The sequence below is a fragment of the Myxococcales bacterium genome, from assembly GCA_016712525.1.
Classification (GTDB): Bacteria; Myxococcota_A; Polyangia; order Polyangiales; family Polyangiaceae; genus JAAFHV01.
This window is the reverse complement of sequence record JADJQX010000001.1, coordinates 1,312,296-1,331,026: the sequence shown is the minus strand read 5'-3', so window position 1 is coordinate 1,331,026 and position 18,731 is coordinate 1,312,296. Positions and strand designations below refer to the sequence as shown.

Genomic DNA, 18,731 nt, shown 5'->3' with positions numbered 1-18,731 from the left:
GTTCGCTTCGGTCGCTTCAACCAGCGGAGACGGCGCGGCAATCGGTTGCCCCAACTGCCATAGTTAGTTGAGGTGGTGTATCATCAGCTTGGCACCAGCTTGAATGCGACAGAACTGCGAGTCTGCTCCGCACGCTCCGGTTACTCTCACGATTATCTTTCCCGACCCATCCACCTGACCGTCCTGAAGATTCAGCATTGGCTCCACGGAGTTTTTTGGAATGGAACACGAGATACTCGCCGTCGACGCGGAGCTGCCGCAGAAGTAGTTCTGCTCGCGATCCGGGCCGTAGGCTTCGTAGGCCCCCACGCCGCTGCTTGTCATGGTGAATACGTTGACCTTGGCCTCCAGGTCGCCCGCGACAGTTCCTGAGAACGTGCCGAAGATCCGATTCGCGGGGGTTTGCACCATGTTCGGGCAAGTTAGCTCCTTGCAAGGCGCGTTGCGTGCACATGTCCAGGTCTGACCCGCAGGAACGACGACAGTACACGAATCGCAGTGCCCGCCCTTGCACGTTCCTCCGGGACACACGAGCCCGCACGACCCGCAGTTGTTCGGGTCGCTCGATGTGTCGACACACTGCTGCGCGCCCGCGGCGACCGGGCACGACTTGAGGCCCTTTTGCTCACATGTTCGGCACGTGTGGCCACCGCCGCTCGCTTCGCATGTGGCGGGCAGCGTGCACTGGCTGTTGCATGACCCGCACGAGGTGGGGAGGGCGAGGTCCGTCTCGCACCCGTTGTTCGGCTTCCCGTCGCAGTCGCCGTGACCCGGGGCGCACGCGGGGACGCACACCCCTCCCACGCACGCGGTACTCCCGTGCGGGTTCGCGCAGAGACCACCGCAGTTCGTGTCGTTCGGTGGCGAACCAGCGTCGCCAAGGGTAGATGAGCCGGCCGGAAGGGGGCTCCCTATCGGGTCCTCCGATGTACACGCTGCGGATACGGCCACGGCGAGTCCAACGAGTCCGATGATCGCCTTCCTTCGCATAGCTCCGGCCTCCCCACCACCCGAGCCGCCCAGGCTCCTCGGGTGACCTCTGTAAGGTACCCGTACGGTGCCCGCCGACCATCGTGGTGAACCACGAGGTGGCGCTCGGCACGCTTGACGCCCCCACAAAAACCAAAGAGCCAGGCCCCAAGGCCCGGCTCTTCTCACGTCACGTCACGTCACGGTCAGTCTTGCGGCTCCTCGGGCCGCGCGGGCTTCTCGTCGGCCTTCGAGCCGCGCTTCTCGTCCCGCTTGTCCTCGCCCTTCGCCATCGACGCCTTCACCTTCGCCAAGATCGCGTCCACCGGCGCGAGCATCGTGGGGAGCGCCGCGATCTCTTCGTTCGTCGTCGCCATCGCCTCCGCGAGCGTAACGAACGACTGCAGCGCGTCCGCGGCGTCGCGCCGCAGCGGGGCCAGCGCCGAGACGCGCTCGAGCGTCACCAGGCTCTCCTGCACCGCCGCCTCGTACTCCGCGTGCTCCACCTTCTGCACCGCGAGCGCGGGGCGGAGGATGGCCCGAAGCTCCTTCGACATCGGCTCCTCCTCGAGGCACACGAGCAGCGCCTTGCCGTGCTCGGCCTGCGCCGCCGTGTCGCGCCTGAGGAAGGACATGTCGGCGAAGAACTTTTGAGCAGCGTCGCGGCCTCGTCGCCGAGCTCCGTCACGCCCGCGAGCCGAGCGTAGGCCTCGGTGAGATCGCGCAGGACGATCCAGTTGCGGTCGACCCGCAGGTCGATGGCGCCCACCTTCGCCTCGGCGAGGTCGGCCTGCATGCGCCCCTTCGTCTCGTGCTCGAGCGGCTTCACCGCGACGAAGAACTTCTTGAGGCGCTTCGACTCTTCGGCGCTCAGCGTGACGCCTTCGGTCGTTTGTTTGAGCCCGGCCGCGATGCCCGGGAGATGGAGGGACGAGACATTACCCACACTTCGCACTGGTTTCATTCGAGGCTCCTTGAAGTGCGCCGCACTCTCGCGTCGCCCCTGTGTCTCGGCTCGCACCCGGCGCGTGTTGCGAAGAAACGTGACGGCCTCGTCGATTTCTTCGCCGCGCCCACCACCCATCGTACTTCCCGAATTGTTTCGAGCAGTTAGCCCACCTTGCCGGGGTGCCCCGCCGGCCCTCCCACGCGTCACACCACGTCCCCCAGGTGTGTTTTCGGTGCGGCACACGGAGCATCCACGTTGGGCATGTGGTGACGGCGGGGAGGTCACGGCAGAGAGACCTGGCCCACCTGTGTCGGGCGTGCGCGCCACGCGAAAAACACTTCGCGTGGGTGCTGACGGCGTGCGTGCCACGAACGCAACACGGGGCCCGGGTGCGCGGGGCGAGACGCGCGCGAATGGTGGGCCTTGGGACGTGCTCTCTCGCGAGCGCCGAGCGCGCTACCTTCGACGCGGCTGCGCCCTTCGCTCACGGCGCGACGCGCGGCAGACCGAGCGCCCACGCCGGGTCGAGCGCGACACGACGCACGACGAAGGGAGCCATGCGCGCCGTGTAGTCGACGTCCCAGAGCCGGTCTTGGTCGGCGAAACACGCGCTCGGAGGCGCAACACGCGCGAGCTCTTCACGGGCCGGGCGCGGGTCCTTCTCGGGAGCCCTTCCGTCGCGCGCTCTCGCGTCGGCCCGCGCCACGGAAACCACGAGCGGGACCGCGCGGGCGGCGAGCACACCGCACCGCGCCTTCACCTGGTCGAGGACCTTCGTGACGTCGAGCCCCCCGATGCGCGCGCACTGCGCCGCGACCCAGAGTTCCGCGCGGTACGCCTCCGCGATCGCAGGAGCGGCGGCACAGGCCCTGCGGACCGAGCCCCATGGCTCCTGGGCGTCGCGTGGAGACAACGCCGTGTCGAGAGGCATGCGCACGCGCACGCCATGAAGCTGCCTTTCCCGCCGACCTCCGCAGGGGACCGGATCACCCCAGCGCAGGCTCGGGAGCTCGAAGTCGAGGAGATAGCCGTTGGCAGCGGGCACGAAATCGACCCACGGGTACTCGGCATCCGGAGCGCCGCCGAACGCGTCCGCGAAGTAGGCCCGCGTTTGCACCGGCGCACGTGCCCCGAAGGGGAGAGGCACGAGCTGGCCCGCCACCTTGGCCGTCACCCACGAGGCCGAGCCCGGGCGCGAGACGACCAAGAGCTCGGGCGCGAGGGTGGCCTCGATCGTCGTCCGCGGCTCCGACGTGGCCGAGGTCCCATCGGCGCGTTCGAGCGCCACCACGAACGTCACGGCGTCCCCCTGCGCGCGCGTCGCGACGAGCCCGAGCGCGCCCGCGTCGGTCGTTCGGCAGCGTGTGAACGCTTCGGCCCGCAGCGAGTCGGGCAACGGCACCGCGAGCGCACGCCGTCGGGCCTCGAGGCGCGCGCACGGCTCGAGCACGGGGGCCTTCGGCGCACTCCCGACCACGGACGCGGTCGGCGCCGACGCCGGAGGGCCTGGCGCTCGCGTCTCCGACGGGCGCGCAGCGGGTGCGGCGCACGCGACGATCCCCGCCGACACGAGCGACCCCACACACAAGAACAGGTTCATGAAGCTACGTCTCCCAAGCCAGGCCGTGTGTGACATACCGAGATCCCGCGCCCACGGCGCACGCGCTAGGGGTCGAGGATGACGGCCTCCTCGGGGACTTCCATGGCCTCCGCGAGCCAGCGCACGAGCGCGGCCCTCGGCAGGTGATCGCGGATCGTGACGATCCGAATCTCCCAGCCCTGCGCCGCGATGGGACCGAAAGCGAAGCAGGTGTCCCAAGGCCTGTCTCCCACCGAGAGGGGCTCGGCGCGTCCCGCGAGCTCGATGCGGTAGACGCGCGCGTCCTCACGAGCGCACCCCGCGGGGTCGACGAAGGCGAGCCACGGCGCCTCGGGTCCGGTCTCACCGACGTACATCGGCGGGCCGAAGTGCACGATGAAGGGGCTCTCGTGCGCGGCGGCAGCGAGCGCGGCGATGTCCTCGGGTGTGGGGCTCGCGACACAGACGACGAGCGCCTCGGGCGCGGCAGGGAGCACCTCGGCGACACGGCCCTCGAAGTGCGCCACAAGCGTGGCGTGCCTCGCGCGATCGCCGGGTCGCTCGGGATCGAGCCAGACGGCCGCCCACCGCGGCAGGGCGCCCGTCTGCGCGGCGAGGCGCGAGCTCACCCGAAGGCCTTCGGCGAAGCTCTCCACACGGACGGCGACGACCTCTTGGACGCTCACGGAGCCAAGAGTACGCCACCAAAGGGCGCGCGGCTCCGAGCGAGGTCGCGCGTCAACCCGGGCGACGCTTCGCGCGTGCGTAAGGGCGATCCGGTGGGAGCCTCTCGGAGCCCGGCACCTCGACCAACGCCCCAGGGTACGACGCGCGAAAGAGCCGCGCGGCCTCGGGCTCGGCCACCCAGACCGAGCGGCACTTCACGTAGCCGAAGATGAAGTCGACCCGCTGCTCGAGAAAATAGCTCTTCCCGGCCTCTGCGGTGAGCCGCGCGACGTCGACCTCGTCGGCCTCCGACGTGATCTCGTGCTCCCCCGGCTCGGCGGCGTAGCAGAAGTACGTCGGGCCGCTCGTCGCGCCGACGAGCGTGCCATTGTCACGCGTAGGGAACGTCAGCGCGATCGCCACCACGGCCGTCCGGATCACGCACACCTTCGCGGCGCCTGGCGGCGGTACCGACTCTGGCCCGAGCGCGGTCGTGGGCGGCGTGGAGAGCTTCCAGCTCGAGCACCCGGCGATCGCGAGACAAGCCACGGCGAGGCGAGGGACGATCCGCATCGCGGCACGATAGCGCGCCGTACGACGAGGCACGGCCCGTTCCTCACCACGATCATGCCTGACGAGAAGCGACAGCCCGTTCGACGCCATGGACCAAAAACGTCACCGCGAGAGCGCATGTCCACGGAAATGAACGACTACCTCCGTGGCACGTGGGTTGCTGAGCGTCCGCCCCGGAGCACACACCCCATGACCGTACGGGTCGATCAGCACATTCTCGGACGGGATCGACGGAAGGCTTCTTGGCATCTTCGACCGAGGGCGCCCGCCATGGGGTGGGCCCTTGTCGTCCTCGCGTCGACCTTGGCCGGCTGCGAGCCGAACGGCGCGAACTGCGGCCAGCTCGCGAAGGTACGGGAAGCCATCGATGACATCGGTGCGCGCGAAGAGCCCGACGCAGCCTCGACGGAACCCCAGAAGGTGGTCTTGCGGAGCGTGGCTCGGTGCACGCAACGTCGCCCCCCCGACGCCTACTCTCCCATTCCCGTCGGAGGGCGAAGAGCCGAATTCTTCTCGAGGAATCCACTCGCGACCGTGACGAACCAGGGTGGCCCGATCCTTCGTTCCCCTCGGGTCGTCGGGGTCTTCTTCGAAGGCGATCCCCTCCGCCCTCTCACGGAGGCTTTCCTCGGCTCGTACGGGTGCACGCCCGCCTGGCGCGATGCCGTGGGCGAGTACGGCGTAGGCGACCTTCTCGCCGCGCGCTCGATCGCACTTCGCCACTCTCCTCCCCTGGAGATGACCACCGACCACGCTGCGTTCAAGCGGTGGGTCGGAGAGCGGATCGTTGCAGGTGAGCTGGGCGAGCTCACCCCCGACGACGTCGTGCTCTTTCATCTCCCGAGCGACTACAGCCCCGCCGCGCACAGGGCGTGCGAAGACGACGAAGGAGGCCACGCCACGGCTGCCGGGATCCCGTACGGATACGTGCGTACCTGCGGGTGGCCAGCCGATTCGCGCGCGGCGCTCGCGAGACGAACCACGGCGGGCTCGCGCACGCTCATGAAGCTCGCGATGAACCCGTTCCCAGAGACAGCGCCAGCGTGGAGCAAGATCTCGGCGGGGGTCACCATCGTGTCGAGTACGCCCATCCCGCCCGAGCCCAGCCGCTCCGACCCTCGCGAAGGCCCCGACCTTTGCACGACGGACTACCCGGTGCAACCCGAGGCCTACCCGTTCGCGGTCGCGCGAACCTACTCGAACCGGCGCGCCATAGCCGGGTGGCAGCCTTGCATTGCGACGGAGGCCATCGACAGATGCGCCGTCGTTCGCGACTACTCCGTTCGCCCCTCGCCGGACCTGCGCCAAGGCGACTCCGTCCTCGCGGTCACGCTCGAATTCTTTGCCGAAGACCCGACGAGCTTCTTCGAGGCATGGGTGCTGCCATCGAGGCAGAGTAGGACCACCCAGCGACTCGACGTTCGCGGGTACGTCCCCACTTCCGCAAGCGATCTACGAAACACCCTGGGGTTCGAGGGATGGAACACGACTAGGGTTCGGGACGGTCAGTCTCGATCGATCGAGATCTTCTTGAGGTCACCGGTGGCCGAGGGCTGCGTCGACGCAGCCCTCACCGCAAGGACTCACGCTTTCGACGCCCGTTCGGACGGTGTCGTCTCCGACATCACGACCGGCGTCGCGCTGAGGCTCCCTGGCTGCCGCGAGACGTCGCGCCGGGCCGAGCCATGAGGGGATTTGCCATGGAGGTCGCGCGTCCGTCCCGCTCCGGCCGAACTGGCCGGCTACTCTCGTCACTCCTGCCGGCCCTCGCGTCGGCGGCCTCCGCTTGCGCTCTCTTTCCGTGCGACTCGGCCGAAGCGCCCGCAGCGGGGAGCGACGATTCGGGGGCCTATGTTGTCGAGTCGTTCGAGCGCTGCGGGCCGCCTCGCGACCCAGGCGGTCCATCCCTTCTCCCGGAAATGCCCACCGATCCCACCCGGAGAGAGTTCTTCGCGATTCACCCCTTCGCGAAGCTCGAGTCGGGCGGAGGCGCCGTGCTCACCCGGCCGAAGGTGGTGGCCGTGTTCTTCGAAGGTGACCCCACACGCGCGGAGGTGGAAGGGTTCCTCGGGTCGTACGGTTGCACGAGGCATTGGCGAGAGGCCGTCGGGGAATATGGTGTAGGTGATCTCGCGTTTCGCCGCTCGGTCGTCGTACCGGCGCCCCCGAGCGGGGCGTTCTCGACGAGGGCCAGCATCGAGTCGTGGATTGGGCAGGGTCTGTCGGCGGGCGCGTTCGGACCGCTCGAGCCCGACGACATCCTGACGGTGATCGCCCCCGTGGACACCAAGGTAGCCCCAGATTGGTATGCTCGGGAAACAGGGAATAGGCCCTTCGCGACCCCTCCGCCGCGTACGGGCATGGGCACGGGGATGTTGGGATACGATGGGTTGCACGGCAGCGTGGGACGGACTCCCTACCTGGTCGCGGCGTCCGAGGCGAGCCCTCTCACCGGTCTCGCGGTGTCTCGGTATGTCGGATTGAGCCGATGGCTCCTGGCAGCCGTCACGAACCCTTCCCCGCGGGTTTCGCCGGCCTACGGCGTTGTCGGGCGTGGGCGGCAGCGCGCGAGGACCTTCTCGTACGCATGGAGCGAAGGCGCAGCGCTCGAGATCCCCGGCTCGAGCGCTTGCCCGACGACCGACCCGGTCGACTACCCGGTCGAGGTCGCCACGATGTACTCGAATCGGCGCGCGAACGCGGGCCTGAACCCATGCCCGGGGGACGACGTCGTCCACGCCGCGGTCGCACTCGAGAGGCGGCTCGGAGACATGCGCTTTTCCTTGAGGGTGTTCCACGATTCACCCACCGAGGTCCTCCTTTACGCGAGCCTCGGAGATTGCCCCACAAGCATCGACAGCTGGGGCCGACCATCTCCGACGGACAACGGGCCCTTCCCTGCGAGGAACGGGCTGGTCACGATCGACCTGGCCTTCGCGCGGCCCTCCGAGGCGACACCTCCTCGATGTCTCATCGTACGCACGGAGTCTTTGGACGGGCACTTCCTCGACGAGACCGAAATCGACACGCGGCCGTAGCGCCACGCTCTTCCGCCAAGCCTCGGCGTCGCCGACGTTGACTCGGCAGCCGGGAGTTTGACGGGCCACAAGGGGCGAGCCCCCTTCACTCGGCGAGCCGAAGCTCCACGTAGAGCGCCTCGACCTTCGCGCGCGCCCAGGGCGTGCGACGCAAAAAGACGAGGCTCGACGAGATCGACGGATCGTAGGCGAAACAGCGAATGGGGATCTTCTCGGCGAGCGCGGGGAAGCCCACCTTGGCGACGAGGTACTCCAGAATGTCGGCGAGCTTCACCCCGTGGAGCTCACGGATGGGGCGGCCGTTCGCGTCGTGGGTGGGCATCAGACACGCCCCGAGCGCTTCACGTACTGCTCGGCCGCGGTCTTCGTGGCGCCGAGCGAGTTCCCGATGCCGGTGGCCTGCGGGCTGTCGGCGCCGTCGGCGAAGATCTCCCACGAGAAGCGACCATCGCCTTTGGGAACGACGTTCACGACGAACGGACCTTCGGTGCCACGAAGGCCCGTCCCCTGCTTTTTCCACGAGAGCATGGCGGGGTCTTACCGCGAGGTGCGCTCCATGGCGACCCCTTCGGCGACCCCGAGCTCCTCGCCGGCCGATGGCCCTGCGGAGCTGGAGCGCGCCCAACCCGACGTCACCTTTCGGTGCTGTTAGGGCTGCACCGGGCGAGAGGGTCGCTCCGAGCCCGCACGCACACGCCGCTCCGCAAGAGAGGGCCGGGAGGACGCGCCTTGCCGGCGGGTGGGGTGGGCGATAGCGTTCATAGCTTGAGCTCTCGTCCCCACCATCGCTTCGGAGGTGACTACGCCTCGCGGGCGTCTTCGAGCGCGGGCGCTTCGTGAGCCGCGTCGAGACGAGCGCCCTCTGGGATGCCCTCGCTCGAGCGCGCACCTTCACGGGCCAGTGCCATCGCTTGCCCTTACGCTTGCTCGCCGCGGTCGCGGTAACCTTTGGCGTCACGGTCGTGGGGTCCCTCCTCACACTCACCTCGGGTGACTACGGGCCGAAGGGCACGGGCGCGACGGGGGTCGTCTGGGGCTTCGGTGGCATCGTCGCCGTCCTCTTGCTCGCCGCGGTCGTGGCCCATGGTGTGCGCACGCTCGTCGTCGTGGTGGGCGGGCTCGGCGTGGTGAAGGAGCTCGTTGCGCGCGGAGAGGCGGGCGCGCCGGACACCGAGCGAGAGCTCCACGCCGCACGCACACAGCTCCGCGAGCGCGGTCTGCCCGCGGCGGCGCTCTGGATCGTCTTGGGGCTGGTCGCGATCGGGAAGGTCGTGGCCCTCACGGTGTGAGCGTCGCGCCGCCGAGCGACACCCCTCGCGCAGCGGCGTGTCTGCCCATTCCGCCTACGGTCGCTCGAGTGACCACGGCACGAATCGCGTATCTTAACCCCTCGAATCCCATCCGGTTTTGGTCGGAGTGCCGATCTCGGCAAAACCAAGCGTTGTTTCGCGCGGCGCGAGCTGTCAGCGTGGCACCATGAAAACCTCTGTCGTCTGCGTCGTGCTCGCCGCTCTCGGGATCGTTTCGCAAGGTTGCTCCGTGGAGACCACCAGCGGAGGCGGGGGCACTCCGAGCACGACACCCACCACCATCTCCGTCGACGAGACGTGCAAGCGCTTGCTCGCCGCGGCCTGCCAGCGCAAAGCCGATCTCGCCTGCTTCCCCGCGACGGAGGTCGCCAAGTGCGAGACCAACTCGTTCGACGCGTGCAAACAAAACAGCGCGCAGAACATCAAGGACAACGGCGCCGATCCCGCGAAGGTCGACGGGTGCATCGTCAACATCAAGGCCGCCGCAGACTGCGCGGGCACCGACACCGCCGCCAAGTGCGGGTGAGGTGACTCGCCCACCGGACCTCGTACGTCGTGGGGAGGTCTCTTGGGCGCTCGAGCGAACGCGCGGTCGAAGGCGCCGCGCTCCGCATCGTCACTCAGCGCGACGCATGGACGAGACGGCCCGCGGTCACCTTCTCGAGCGTCGCCACCAGCGCCGCGAACACGTTCACCACGACGAGCGCGACCACGCAGTAGGCGACGAGCGCGCCCGGCTGCGCGGCCGCGACGAGCGCGATGACGAGCAAAAGACCGTTGTGCGACGTGGGCCCGAAGAGGCTCCAGAGGCGCACGAGCCACGCGTGCTCACGCTTGTAACGCGCGGCGCTCTCGGGGTCGGACGAGGTCGCGCGGGCCTCGCGCACGAGGGTGTCCGTCCCCTCGGCTTGTTGGGCGCGCACGTACATCGCGAAGGCGCGGAGCAAGAGGCGCGCGACACCACGGCTCTCGGCCGCGGCACGCAGGTAGGTGTCGGGGGTCTCCGGCTCGCGAACGACGCCGGTGTACGCCCAGAAACGACGCTTCTCGAAGTCGAAGTGGCCTGCGTGGAGGGCCTGCGACACACCCGCCGCGAGCACGAGCACGAAGATCGCGAGCGGCGAGAGGGCGACCCCGAAGAACGTCACCCCCGAGCGCACGAGCGCGAAGACGAGCCCGACGTGCAGGCAGAGAGCCACCCAGTAGTCGGCGTACCCGTCGAGGATGCGCCCGAGGACCGTACCCCCGCCTCGCACGCGCGCGAGCTGCCCATCCCCGCAGTCGATCACCATGCTCCCGAAGAGAAAGAGCGCCGCCGCGGCGGGCGCGTGCACGAGGGTGACCCCAGCGAGCGTGCCCATCGCCGCCGACACCGCCGTCAGGGTGTTCGGGGTGATCCAACGCACGGGCGCGACGAGGGCGACGAGCCTCGCCGCGAGGGGCCGGTTCACGTAGGCGTCGAGCACCTCGTCGGTCGGGGATACGTCGGTCATGGCGGCCCTCCGTGCGAAGCCACCGACCCAGTGCGAAGCGAAACGCCTTCCGCGGCGCGCCCGTGCAGCGCCCATTCGCCCTGGTTTTTGGCTTGTTTCATCGTGACCTCGCGCGCGTGCGACGTGCTGCAACACACGTTCCGAGGGGAGCACGTGCAGGCCGCGCGTCGGCCCACTCCGCACACGTGCACGCGGTGCGTGACACACGACGCGCACTTCCCGGGAAGGGTCTTCCGGTGTGCGCGGTTCTCCCCTCGCATGGCCAGACGCTCCCTCGCTTCGCTCTTCGTTCTCCTCTCTCTCGCGGGCCTCGTCGGCTGCGATCACGCGACCAAGGCTGCGGCCGTGGAGAAGCTCGCGAGCGGCCCGGTGAGCCTCGCGCCTCACGTCGACCTCGTCTACGCCGAGAACCACGACGTCGCGTTCTCGATCCTGTCGCACTTCCACCTCACGCCGCGCCCGTTCGTGCTCGCGATCGTGCCGCTCCTCCTCACGATCGCGCTCGCGGTCCGCCTCTACCAGACCCGCCGCGGCCCCCGCCTCGAGCGAGCCGCGTACGTGTTCTTGCTCGCGGGCGCGCTGGGGAACGTGATCGACAGGCTCGCGCGCGGCTTCGTGGTCGACTTCATTCGCCTCCCCCACTGGCCCGTCTTCAACGTGGCCGACGTGCTCGTCGTGGTGGGCATGGTGTTGCTCGGGGCCGCCGGATACCGCAGGGCACGGAGGCCCGACCCAGACCCCACGAGCTGACGCGCACGCGACGAGACGGAAGCCTGTTCCCGTGGCACCCTACGGCGATGCGGATCCGCGACGGGCTCGTCCCTGCCATGGTGGCCGCTCTTCTCGGAGCGGTGACGTTCACCTGCTGCGGCGGACAGGTCGACGAATCGCCGGACGCCGCGAGCTCCCCTCCGCCCGGTGACGGGGGCTGCATGTACGAGGATCGATGGGTCCCCGAGGGCCCCTTCCGCGGGCGGTGCATCGGCACGTCGACGTGCTGCGCGTCGTGCGCGTGCGCCAGAATCCCAGGCCCCGGGCTCGATTGGGTCTGCTTGGGCCTGCTCATGCGCGACGGCTACCCGTGCTCGTCGGCCTTCGACTGCACGTACGGCGACGCCGGGTACAACCGCGGCGACACGTTCCCGCGAGCAGACGGCTGCGGAACGTGCCAATGCGGGAGCACGACCTCGATCCGCGATGTCCATTGCGACGACACGCCATGCGCGGACGCGGGCGCCGAAGGAGACGCCGCCTCGGACTGACACGCCTCGGGAGGTGGTCGATGTAGGCTGCGCGCATGACCTCCCCGCGTGACACGAACCGTCGGCTCCTCCTGCTGCTTTGGGCACCCCTCGCCGTCATCGCCGCCGGGTGGATCGTGCATTTCGCCAGGCTCGCCGAGGGTGGCGAGCTTGGGGCCTTGTTCTCGAGCGTGCTGCTCGTCCCCGCGGTCGTCGGCCTCATGCTCTACGTTCGCCGCAAGAAGGAGAAGCAGCTCGCAGCGGCGCTGCTCGCACCCACCCCCGCCGCGTTCCGTGAGCTCGCGTTCGGCAACGGCGGGACCATCCCGTACGGGCTGCAAATGGCGACCGCCAACGTCGCGACGGTGACGGCCCTCTACGGCGACGTCGAAGAGGCCGACCGAAGCCTCCGTTCCATCTCGTGGGACGGTTGCCCGCCCATGGTCGACGCGCAGCGCTCGGTCGCCCGGGCCGTCATCGCGTACGCCCGTGGAGACTACGGAGGCGGCCGTTCGCACGCCATTCGCGCCGCGATGGAGGCCGACATTCCCGAGGGTTTCCCGGGCGCTTCGACGAGCGCGCTCGCGTTCCGCATGCACGAGGCCCTGGGCCGCGCGCTCTCCGGCACGACGAACGACGAGTCACGCCGCGTCCTCGAGCTCGCCCGGGAGAAGCTCCCGCTCCTCGGCAAGGTGCTCGCGGCCTGGGGCCTCGCCGCCATCGCCAAGCGGGAGGGGAAGGAGGCGCACCTCGCCGAGCAAGTCGCCTTCCTCCGCACGCACGCGCCCCACTTCGCGCCCGTCTTCGCGTCCCTCGAGGGCGACGAGACCGCACGCTAGGTGCGACGGGCTGCCGCGCGCGCATCTTCGCCGACGGCAGCCCCGGGCCCCCCTCCCACGTCACCCGAGCGCGACACGCTCCGCGTGGAGCATCTTCACGCTCTCATCGACGATCATCCCGAAGAAGGCCGCACAATCGGCCGACTGCATGGCCTTCTCCGCGCCGGCGACCGCCGCGTCCATGTCGTCCCACGTGACGATGTCGACATACACGTCGTGCCCTTCGTCGAAGTAGAGCTCGCGCCCTCGGTATCCGGGGAGCGTGTCGAGGAAGCGCTCGGCCTCCTTGGCGGCGCGAGCGACGGCACCGCGCTCGGTCTGGGGGTGAACGGAGAAGGTGACGATCTCACGAATGCTCATGCGGGAAGCTCCTTTCGGTGACTCGGTTTGACTACCGGCCGACCCTGACAAAGACTGTCACCAATGTCGCGCGCCGTACGCCTCATGGAGCTCGCCGATCGCCTGCGTAGCGCCGACACGACGACCGTCGGCACGCTCGCGCACGACCTCGGAGTGAGCGCACGCACCGTGCTGCGCGATCTCGCGACCCTCCGCGAACGCGGCATGCCCATCTCGGGGGAGGTGGGGCCCGGAGGAGGCGTGCGCCTCGAGGGGAGCCGCGGTGTCACGGCGGTGCACCTCGGCGTCGCCGAGATCGTGACGCTCTGGCTCGCCGCGCAGCTCGCACGAGCCGGGAGCGAGCTTCCCTGGAGCAGCTCTGCGAGCCGCGCGCTGACGAAGCTGCTCGCGAGCTTGCCGAAGCCTCGCGCCGCGCAGCTCCGCGCTCTCTCGCGCCGGGTCTTCGTCGGCCCCATGGCGAGCGAGGCCGTACGCACGAGCGCTGGCCCTCCTCCCGCCGAGCTCCTGCGCATCTTCGAAGAGGCCTTCTCGGCAGGCCTGGGCCTCCGGTTCGCGTACCGCGATCGGGAGGGTAAGGTCACGGCGCGCCGGGTCGAGCCTCACGGCCTGCTCGTGCAGTCCCCGGTCTGGTACGTGCTCGCGCGGGACCTCGAGAAGGGAGAGCCGCGCATGTTCCGCATGGACCGCATCCGCGCCCCTGCGAAGCTCGAGGGCCACGCCTTCCGCCCGGATCGCGCCGTCCTCGACGCGCTCGTCGGGGACATGCCCGGATTCTCTCCGCTCGCGACGTAGCGGGGCGTTCCGCCGCGGAGCTCCAGCTCGCCGCGCCACGAGCCCCATAGACGGCACCTATGACCCACATAGGCGCGCGTGTGGTTCCGCGCCGCGGGAGGCATCCGCAGCCTCTTGCGATGACCTTTTCCCGTACCGCGCCGTGCGCGCTCGTCCTCGCCATGTCGTTCGCCTCCACGCTCTCCGCCGTCGGCTGCAGCTCCGGCCCCGCCGACCCCGCCCCTGCAAGCGTCTCCGCCGACGACGAAGCGGCCCTCACATCGGCCACGTTCGACGCCGAGATCAAAGCTTCGGAGCAGCGGCTCGTGGGCCTCCGTGCCGCCCAGAAGGCCGAGCGCGAGGCCGCCGTGGTGCTCGGCAAGGACATGGCGCGCCAGAGGCGTACCCTCGAGGAGGCCGTGCTCGGTCGTGTGCTCATCGCCGCGAGGATCGTCGCCAAGAAGCCCAAGGCCGAGGTCGCCGCCGCCGCGAGCGCGTACACCACGGACCGCGCGACGTTGCTCGCCGCTCGCAAGGGCATCGCCGACCACCAGGCCACCCACAAGAAGCAGCGGCTCGCGCTCGAAGGACAGCTCGGAACGCTCCGGGCGACGGCGCGGAAGGAGGCGAACGTGTCGGGAGGCTCGGGAGTCTTCGCCCTGTCGGTGCTCTCCGCGGACTACACCTTCGGCATTTCACGCAGGCTCCCCTCGCTCCACACCGAGGTCGTCACGCTGCGCGACACCCCGTCGTGCCGGGGCGATCTCGCGCTCGAGGGCATGCTCGACGCCTACCTCCGCGCCGCGGTCTTCGAGGACGAGGCCGGCGTGGCGAAGCAGATCGGGCGCATCCAGACGCAGCTCTCGTGCCTGAGCGGTCGTCAGCTTCGCGCGCTCGAGGCCGCCATGGTGGCAGAGATCGACACCACGATCGCGCGCGTGCTCGGCAAAGAGGGTGCGCTCGCGGCGACCCGTTTCCGGCAGATCGTGGCCCTCCCGCTCCTGCTCCTCGCCGACCAGAACCGCGCCCTCGCGGGGCACACGAAGCCGGGCCTCCTCTGGCTCGCGAAGCACCGCGCCGAGCTCGTCGCCGCGGCGGCCACGCCCGGAACCGTGCTCCATCGTCAGGGGCTCTATTTGCTCGACCCGCGCACGCGCAAGGTCGTCCCCGTGGGGTCGAAGGCGCAGCGTGCCGGGAGCCTCACCAAGCTCGCGGCGGGCACGAAGAACCTCGTGTTCCGTGACGCGAAGGGCGCCCTGTCGACGAACGGCCTGCCGGGGCTCGTCGAGGGTCTCTTGCAGCCGTGCCACGGTGTGGACCTCGTCGCGGTAGGGAGCTCCGGGGCCGCCACGGCCTTCACGTGCGACATCGGGTGTGGGCTCGCCAAGGGCGACGCGGCGAAGCTCGCCGTCCCGGGAGCTCCGGTGCTCGCCCCCTCGGACGCCGCCTCGGCCATGTGCGGAACCGGTGGTGGCGGCGGTGGCGGGACCCCGTCGGCCGACACTCCGGCCGGCACGGGTGGCGTGACGGTGGGCGGAGGGACGAGCCGCACGCAGTGTGCGCTCGGGGAGCTCACGGCGGACAGGCCCGGCGCGGCGACGCTCGCGTGCGCGGCGAGCCTCCACCCGGGCGCCGGCGCCCTCGGAGGGCTCATCGGGTCGGCCCGAAGCGGCGGCCCAAGCTGCAAACCCACGGTGGGTATCGTCTTCAACGGGGAGGTGGTGGAGAAAAAGTCCCGCCTCGTCGCCTCCGTCACGGAGGGCGACACGACCTGGGACGTCTACGAATCGGAGGACGGCACGCTCACGTTCGTCAACGAGGCCGACGACAGCGACACGATGCACATGACCAAGGAGGAGGCGGCCGCAGCGATGCCCGCCGTCGCCGACGCGTTGAACGAAGCGGGAGCCGACGCGCCCGCCGACCCTCCGCCCACCCAGCCGACGGGAGGCGCCGTGCCCGCGGATTCTCCCCCGGCCGCGGGGAACCCTGGCGGCGGGGGCTTCGCCGTGGCCGCGATCGTGGCCTCGGCCATCACCACGGCCCTCAGCGAGACCCTCGAAGCCCTCGAATTCATGATGCAATCGGACGGCTCGGACACCGAACAGTGCAGCGTGAACCCGCAGTGCATGGAGCCGAACACACCCCAAGACTGCTCGCCGGAGCAGACCTCGTGCAGCTCGGGGTGCACCGGCGCGGACGGTGCGGCGACCGCGTTCGCAGAGTGCGTGACGGCGGCCAACGGGGGCACCATCGGTACGAAAGAGGAGCCCTCCGTCCCCGACCTGGTCGACGGGAACCTCATCAACCCGAGCCCCGACTCGACGAGCTTCGGCACGCTCCCGAACGGCGCGCTCACGGCGTGCCTCGCAGGGGGCACCCCGGTCGGCTCACGCTGCGTCGGCACGTCGGTGCGCCTCTGCACCCAAGAGAACCCCAACTGCGGGTGCGGGCGCGTGTCGGTGGTCGCGCCGCCTCCTCCGAACGGCCAGTGTGAGGCGATGCAGTGCGTGAGCGACTCGGCGCGCGGTGAGCTCGCCCAAGGCGCACCGACGGGAGGCGCGGGCATGTGCGGGTGCAGCTCCGTGATGGGAGGGATTTGAGGCGCGGGCGCGCCAAAACGCATCACCGTGAGGAGAGCCGGGCTCGCTCGGCGCGCTTCGTGCGAAGACCCTCGTGGTCTACGGGCGCACCTAGCTCCCACGGACGGCGTAGTAGCGGCGTCGCGTCTCACCGCAGGTGCACGTCGCCTTTCCCGCGAGGACCTCTCCCTCGCCGAGACGCGACACCACGAACGACGGCTCGCCCTCGACGAGCCCACACGCGCATTTCACCTTGGCGAAATCGCGCTCGGCTTCCTCACGCGACACGACGACGACCGCCGACTGCGCCGACTCACCGGCCTTCGGAGTGCTCCGCGCTCGGCGGCGGCGCTCTTGCAGCCGCGTCAAGGTGACGGAGCCGGCGACGAACACGACCACGAAGCCGAAGAACCCCCCGAAGACGTAGGCGATCTCGCGGCTCCGGCTCTGCGGCGCCTTCGTGAAGACGAGGCCTACGCTCGCGTAGACGGCGTCGTTCGCCGTGTCGACGTTCCGGAGGTACGCGGGCACGTCCTTCGCGGGCACGGCGCGGGCTTTGGTTCGGAGCTCGTAGACGAGGCGCCCCTTCGAGCCCTCCGACGTGCCGCGCGACGAGAAGGCGAGGGTCGCACCTCCGACGTCGACGTCCCTGGGGAGCGCGAGGCCGTCGCCCGCCGCGTCGATGGAGATCTCGTGGCGCGCGAAGAAGGGATGGTCCACCGCGAGCGGCAGCGTTCGCACCTTGGTGCGCGGCTTCGCGAGCGCAGGCGCGACGGCGTACGGGAAAACGTCCATTCGACCGTCACGGACGAAATGGGGGAGCGCATAGCGCTCGACGGTGATCACGACGTTGGCGTCGCGGTCGTCCCGGAGCTCGAACGGGGCGGTCACCGTGACCTCCGCGTCGTCCGTTGCCCTGCGGTTCTGCGCGTCCTTCTCGAGGGCTGCGAGGGACCTTCGTGCGAGCTCGGCCCGCTTCGCGTTCGCGAAGCCTCGTCGGTACGTCGTCTCGACGACGAGGGTGGCCGAGACGTGGTCGGCGCCGACGCGGAGGTCCTCCTTCACGGCATGAGCCGGCTCCTTCGCGTCCTCGAGGGGCATGCGTTCGAGGTCGGTCGTCTCCTTGGCCAGGACGAGGGCGAGCCCGTAGTCGGGCGCGACGAGGTCCTCGAGCCTCCCGCCTTCGTGGGCGATCGTCGCGTCGACGAAGCGCCTCTTTCCGTCGAGGTCGACGGCCACGATCGCGTGATCGAACACGCCGCCCGACGGGAGCACCGCCGCCAAGTCGTGGCCATTCTCCGTGTCGACGAGCACCGGATGCGCCTCGAAGCCGAGCCCACGGAGGAGCATCACGAGCAAGGTCGCCTTGTCTTTGCAGTCCCCGAACCGCTGCGCGATGACGGACTCGGGAGCGTGCGGGCGCACCGTATTTTCACCGATCTCGATGCCGAGGTAGCGGATCTCGTCCTGCACGAAGCGGATCGCCGCGAGCGCGCGCGCGTTCGCCGACGGGAGCTTCGAGAGCTCTTCGATCTTCGCGGCGACGGCGCCCTTGGGAGCCTCGTCGATCGGAAAGAGTGACCTTGCCCACGCGACGACCTCGGCCCAAGAGGTGCGTGTCGTCACCTCGACCTGCGGGAACGTGTCGAACGCCCCAGGCACGGAGTCCTCGAAGATCGCCGCTGGCGCCGGGGTGCGCCGGAACACGTGCTCGTGCTGACGACCGAGCACCTTCTCGACGTGCGCGACCTCGGCGCCGAAGGCCTTGTGCGCGAACGGCCGGCCCTCCGGGACGAGAAAACGGTGCTGAACGACTGCCGCGTGACTCGAGAACGCCACGGGGAACGTGCGAGAGTAGTGCCCTCCGTACACGGGATTTTCCCCGGTCTTCGTGTACTCGAGCTCGAGGGTGTCTCCGACCCGCACGTCCTTGAGGACGAAGAGGACGCGGACGCGGCCATCGTAGATGCGGTTCTCGGCGTTGCTCTCGACGAAGAACTCGCGGACGTCGGCATCCGTGAGGACGTCCCGGGGTTTCCCGTCGCGCGTGATGCGGATGGTGTGGACCGCGAGCTTCTCGTTCTGCGGGTCGAGGTCGATCGCGATCTCGGACCAGTCGCGGACGCCCTCCGTCGTGCGGAGCGAGACCACGCGCCGGGTGTAGTGCGCTTCGTGCTCGGCGAGGCGCACCTGATCGTCCGCGAGCGAGAAGGCGAAGGCGGCGCTGCCCGTCGTCTCCTTGGGGAGCTCGCCGGGCTCGACGCGGACGATCCAGTCGGGCGCGGGTGAGGCCGTGTGGGACTTCTTCGTGGGCGCGAGGGCGCTCGCCGTCGCGGCGGAGGCCGGACACACCCGCGCCCC

The 18,731-nt window shown here is 69.7% G+C and carries 19 protein-coding genes; 9 read left to right on the top strand and 10 right to left on the bottom strand.

All coding sequences use genetic code 11. The features are described 5' to 3' along the window. Positions 1-63: 63 nt before the first annotated feature. The 5 genes from IPK71_05735 to IPK71_05715 form a co-directional block, all read right to left on the bottom strand. Complete coding sequence (locus IPK71_05735; GenBank protein MBK8213235.1) at positions 64-411, bottom strand: hypothetical protein; 348 nt, start codon at positions 409-411, stop codon at positions 64-66. A 764-nt stretch (positions 412-1,175) separates the two neighbouring features. After that, positions 1,176-1,604: a hypothetical protein gene (locus tag IPK71_05730; GenBank protein ID MBK8213234.1), complete on the bottom strand. Its 429-nt coding sequence runs from the start codon at positions 1,602-1,604 to the stop codon at positions 1,176-1,178. A 798-nt stretch (positions 1,605-2,402) separates the two neighbouring features. Continuing rightward, positions 2,403-3,518: a hypothetical protein gene (locus IPK71_05725; protein MBK8213233.1), complete on the bottom strand. Its 1,116-nt coding sequence runs from the start codon at positions 3,516-3,518 to the stop codon at positions 2,403-2,405. Between the two features lie 65 nt (positions 3,519-3,583). Continuing rightward, complete coding sequence (locus IPK71_05720) at positions 3,584-4,183, bottom strand: hypothetical protein (protein MBK8213232.1); 600 nt, start codon at positions 4,181-4,183, stop codon at positions 3,584-3,586. 52 nt (positions 4,184-4,235) lie between these two features. After that, positions 4,236-4,736 (bottom strand): hypothetical protein, encoded by a 501-nt coding sequence (locus IPK71_05715; protein MBK8213231.1) that lies wholly within the window; start codon positions 4,734-4,736, stop codon positions 4,236-4,238. A 270-nt stretch (positions 4,737-5,006) separates the two neighbouring features. On the opposite strand from IPK71_05715, the gene IPK71_05710 reads away from it, so the two are divergent. Then, the gene (locus IPK71_05710; protein MBK8213230.1) at positions 5,007-6,425 is read left to right on the top strand and encodes a hypothetical protein; all 1,419 of its coding nucleotides are present in this window, start codon (positions 5,007-5,009) and stop codon (positions 6,423-6,425) included. A 230-nt stretch (positions 6,426-6,655) separates the two neighbouring features. Beyond that, positions 6,656-7,774: a hypothetical protein gene (locus tag IPK71_05705; GenBank protein MBK8213229.1), complete on the top strand. Its 1,119-nt coding sequence runs from the start codon at positions 6,656-6,658 to the stop codon at positions 7,772-7,774. 85 nt (positions 7,775-7,859) lie between these two features. Here the strand turns inward: IPK71_05705 and IPK71_05700 are convergent, their stop codons facing one another. Both IPK71_05700 and IPK71_05695 read right to left on the bottom strand, forming a co-directional pair. Beyond that, positions 7,860-8,096, bottom strand: a complete 237-nt coding sequence (locus tag IPK71_05700; GenBank protein MBK8213228.1) for a DUF2132 domain-containing protein — start codon at positions 8,094-8,096, stop codon at positions 7,860-7,862. Beyond that, positions 8,096-8,302 (bottom strand): hypothetical protein, encoded by a 207-nt coding sequence (locus tag IPK71_05695; protein ID MBK8213227.1) that lies wholly within the window; start codon positions 8,300-8,302, stop codon positions 8,096-8,098. The genes IPK71_05700 and IPK71_05695 overlap by 1 nt, the downstream gene beginning before the upstream one ends. Positions 8,303-8,736: 434 nt before the next feature. Here IPK71_05695 and IPK71_05690 point away from each other — a divergent pair, with 434 nt between their 5' ends. Together IPK71_05690 and IPK71_05685 are read left to right on the top strand one after the other, a co-directional pair. Continuing rightward, positions 8,737-9,063 carry a hypothetical protein gene (locus IPK71_05690; GenBank protein MBK8213226.1) on the top strand — a complete coding sequence of 109 codons (327 nt, stop codon included), beginning with the start codon at positions 8,737-8,739 and terminating at the stop codon, positions 9,061-9,063. Positions 9,064-9,250: 187 nt separating this feature from the next. Next, positions 9,251-9,610 (top strand): hypothetical protein, encoded by a 360-nt coding sequence (locus tag IPK71_05685; protein MBK8213225.1) that lies wholly within the window; start codon positions 9,251-9,253, stop codon positions 9,608-9,610. 94 nt (positions 9,611-9,704) lie between these two features. On the opposite strand, the gene IPK71_05680 is transcribed toward IPK71_05685, so the two are convergent. After that, positions 9,705-10,577 carry a CDP-alcohol phosphatidyltransferase family protein gene (locus IPK71_05680; protein ID MBK8213224.1) on the bottom strand — a complete coding sequence of 291 codons (873 nt, stop codon included), beginning with the start codon at positions 10,575-10,577 and terminating at the stop codon, positions 9,705-9,707. Positions 10,578-10,835: 258 nt separating this feature from the next. Here IPK71_05680 and lspA point away from each other — a divergent pair, with 258 nt between their 5' ends. The 3 genes from lspA to IPK71_05665 are packed head-to-tail and all read left to right on the top strand — an operon-like array spanning position 10,836 to position 12,657. Continuing rightward, complete coding sequence (gene lspA, locus IPK71_05675; protein MBK8213223.1) at positions 10,836-11,327, top strand: signal peptidase II; 492 nt, start codon at positions 10,836-10,838, stop codon at positions 11,325-11,327. A gap of 47 nt (positions 11,328-11,374) precedes the next feature. After that, positions 11,375-11,839, top strand: coding sequence for a hypothetical protein (locus tag IPK71_05670; GenBank protein ID MBK8213222.1), 465 nt, complete (start codon positions 11,375-11,377; stop codon positions 11,837-11,839). 35 nt (positions 11,840-11,874) lie between these two features. Further along, a complete protein-coding gene (locus tag IPK71_05665; protein ID MBK8213221.1) occupies positions 11,875-12,657 on the top strand; it encodes a hypothetical protein in 783 nt (260 codons plus the stop codon). A 60-nt stretch (positions 12,658-12,717) separates the two neighbouring features. Here the strand turns inward: IPK71_05665 and IPK71_05660 are convergent, their stop codons facing one another. Next, positions 12,718-13,017 (bottom strand): hypothetical protein, encoded by a 300-nt coding sequence (locus tag IPK71_05660; protein MBK8213220.1) that lies wholly within the window; start codon positions 13,015-13,017, stop codon positions 12,718-12,720. Between the two features lie 63 nt (positions 13,018-13,080). Between IPK71_05660 and IPK71_05655 the strand changes: the two genes are divergently transcribed. Together IPK71_05655 and IPK71_05650 are read left to right on the top strand one after the other, a co-directional pair. Continuing rightward, positions 13,081-13,809, top strand: coding sequence for a WYL domain-containing protein (locus IPK71_05655; GenBank protein MBK8213219.1), 729 nt, complete (start codon positions 13,081-13,083; stop codon positions 13,807-13,809). A gap of 119 nt (positions 13,810-13,928) precedes the next feature. Then, positions 13,929-16,391 (top strand): hypothetical protein, encoded by a 2,463-nt coding sequence (locus IPK71_05650; protein MBK8213218.1) that lies wholly within the window; start codon positions 13,929-13,931, stop codon positions 16,389-16,391. Positions 16,392-16,481: 90 nt separating this feature from the next. Here the strand turns inward: IPK71_05650 and IPK71_05645 are convergent, their stop codons facing one another. Next, a complete protein-coding gene (locus IPK71_05645) occupies positions 16,482-18,722 on the bottom strand; it encodes a DUF3857 domain-containing transglutaminase family protein (GenBank protein MBK8213217.1) in 2,241 nt (746 codons plus the stop codon). Between the last annotated feature and the right edge of the window lie 9 nt (positions 18,723-18,731).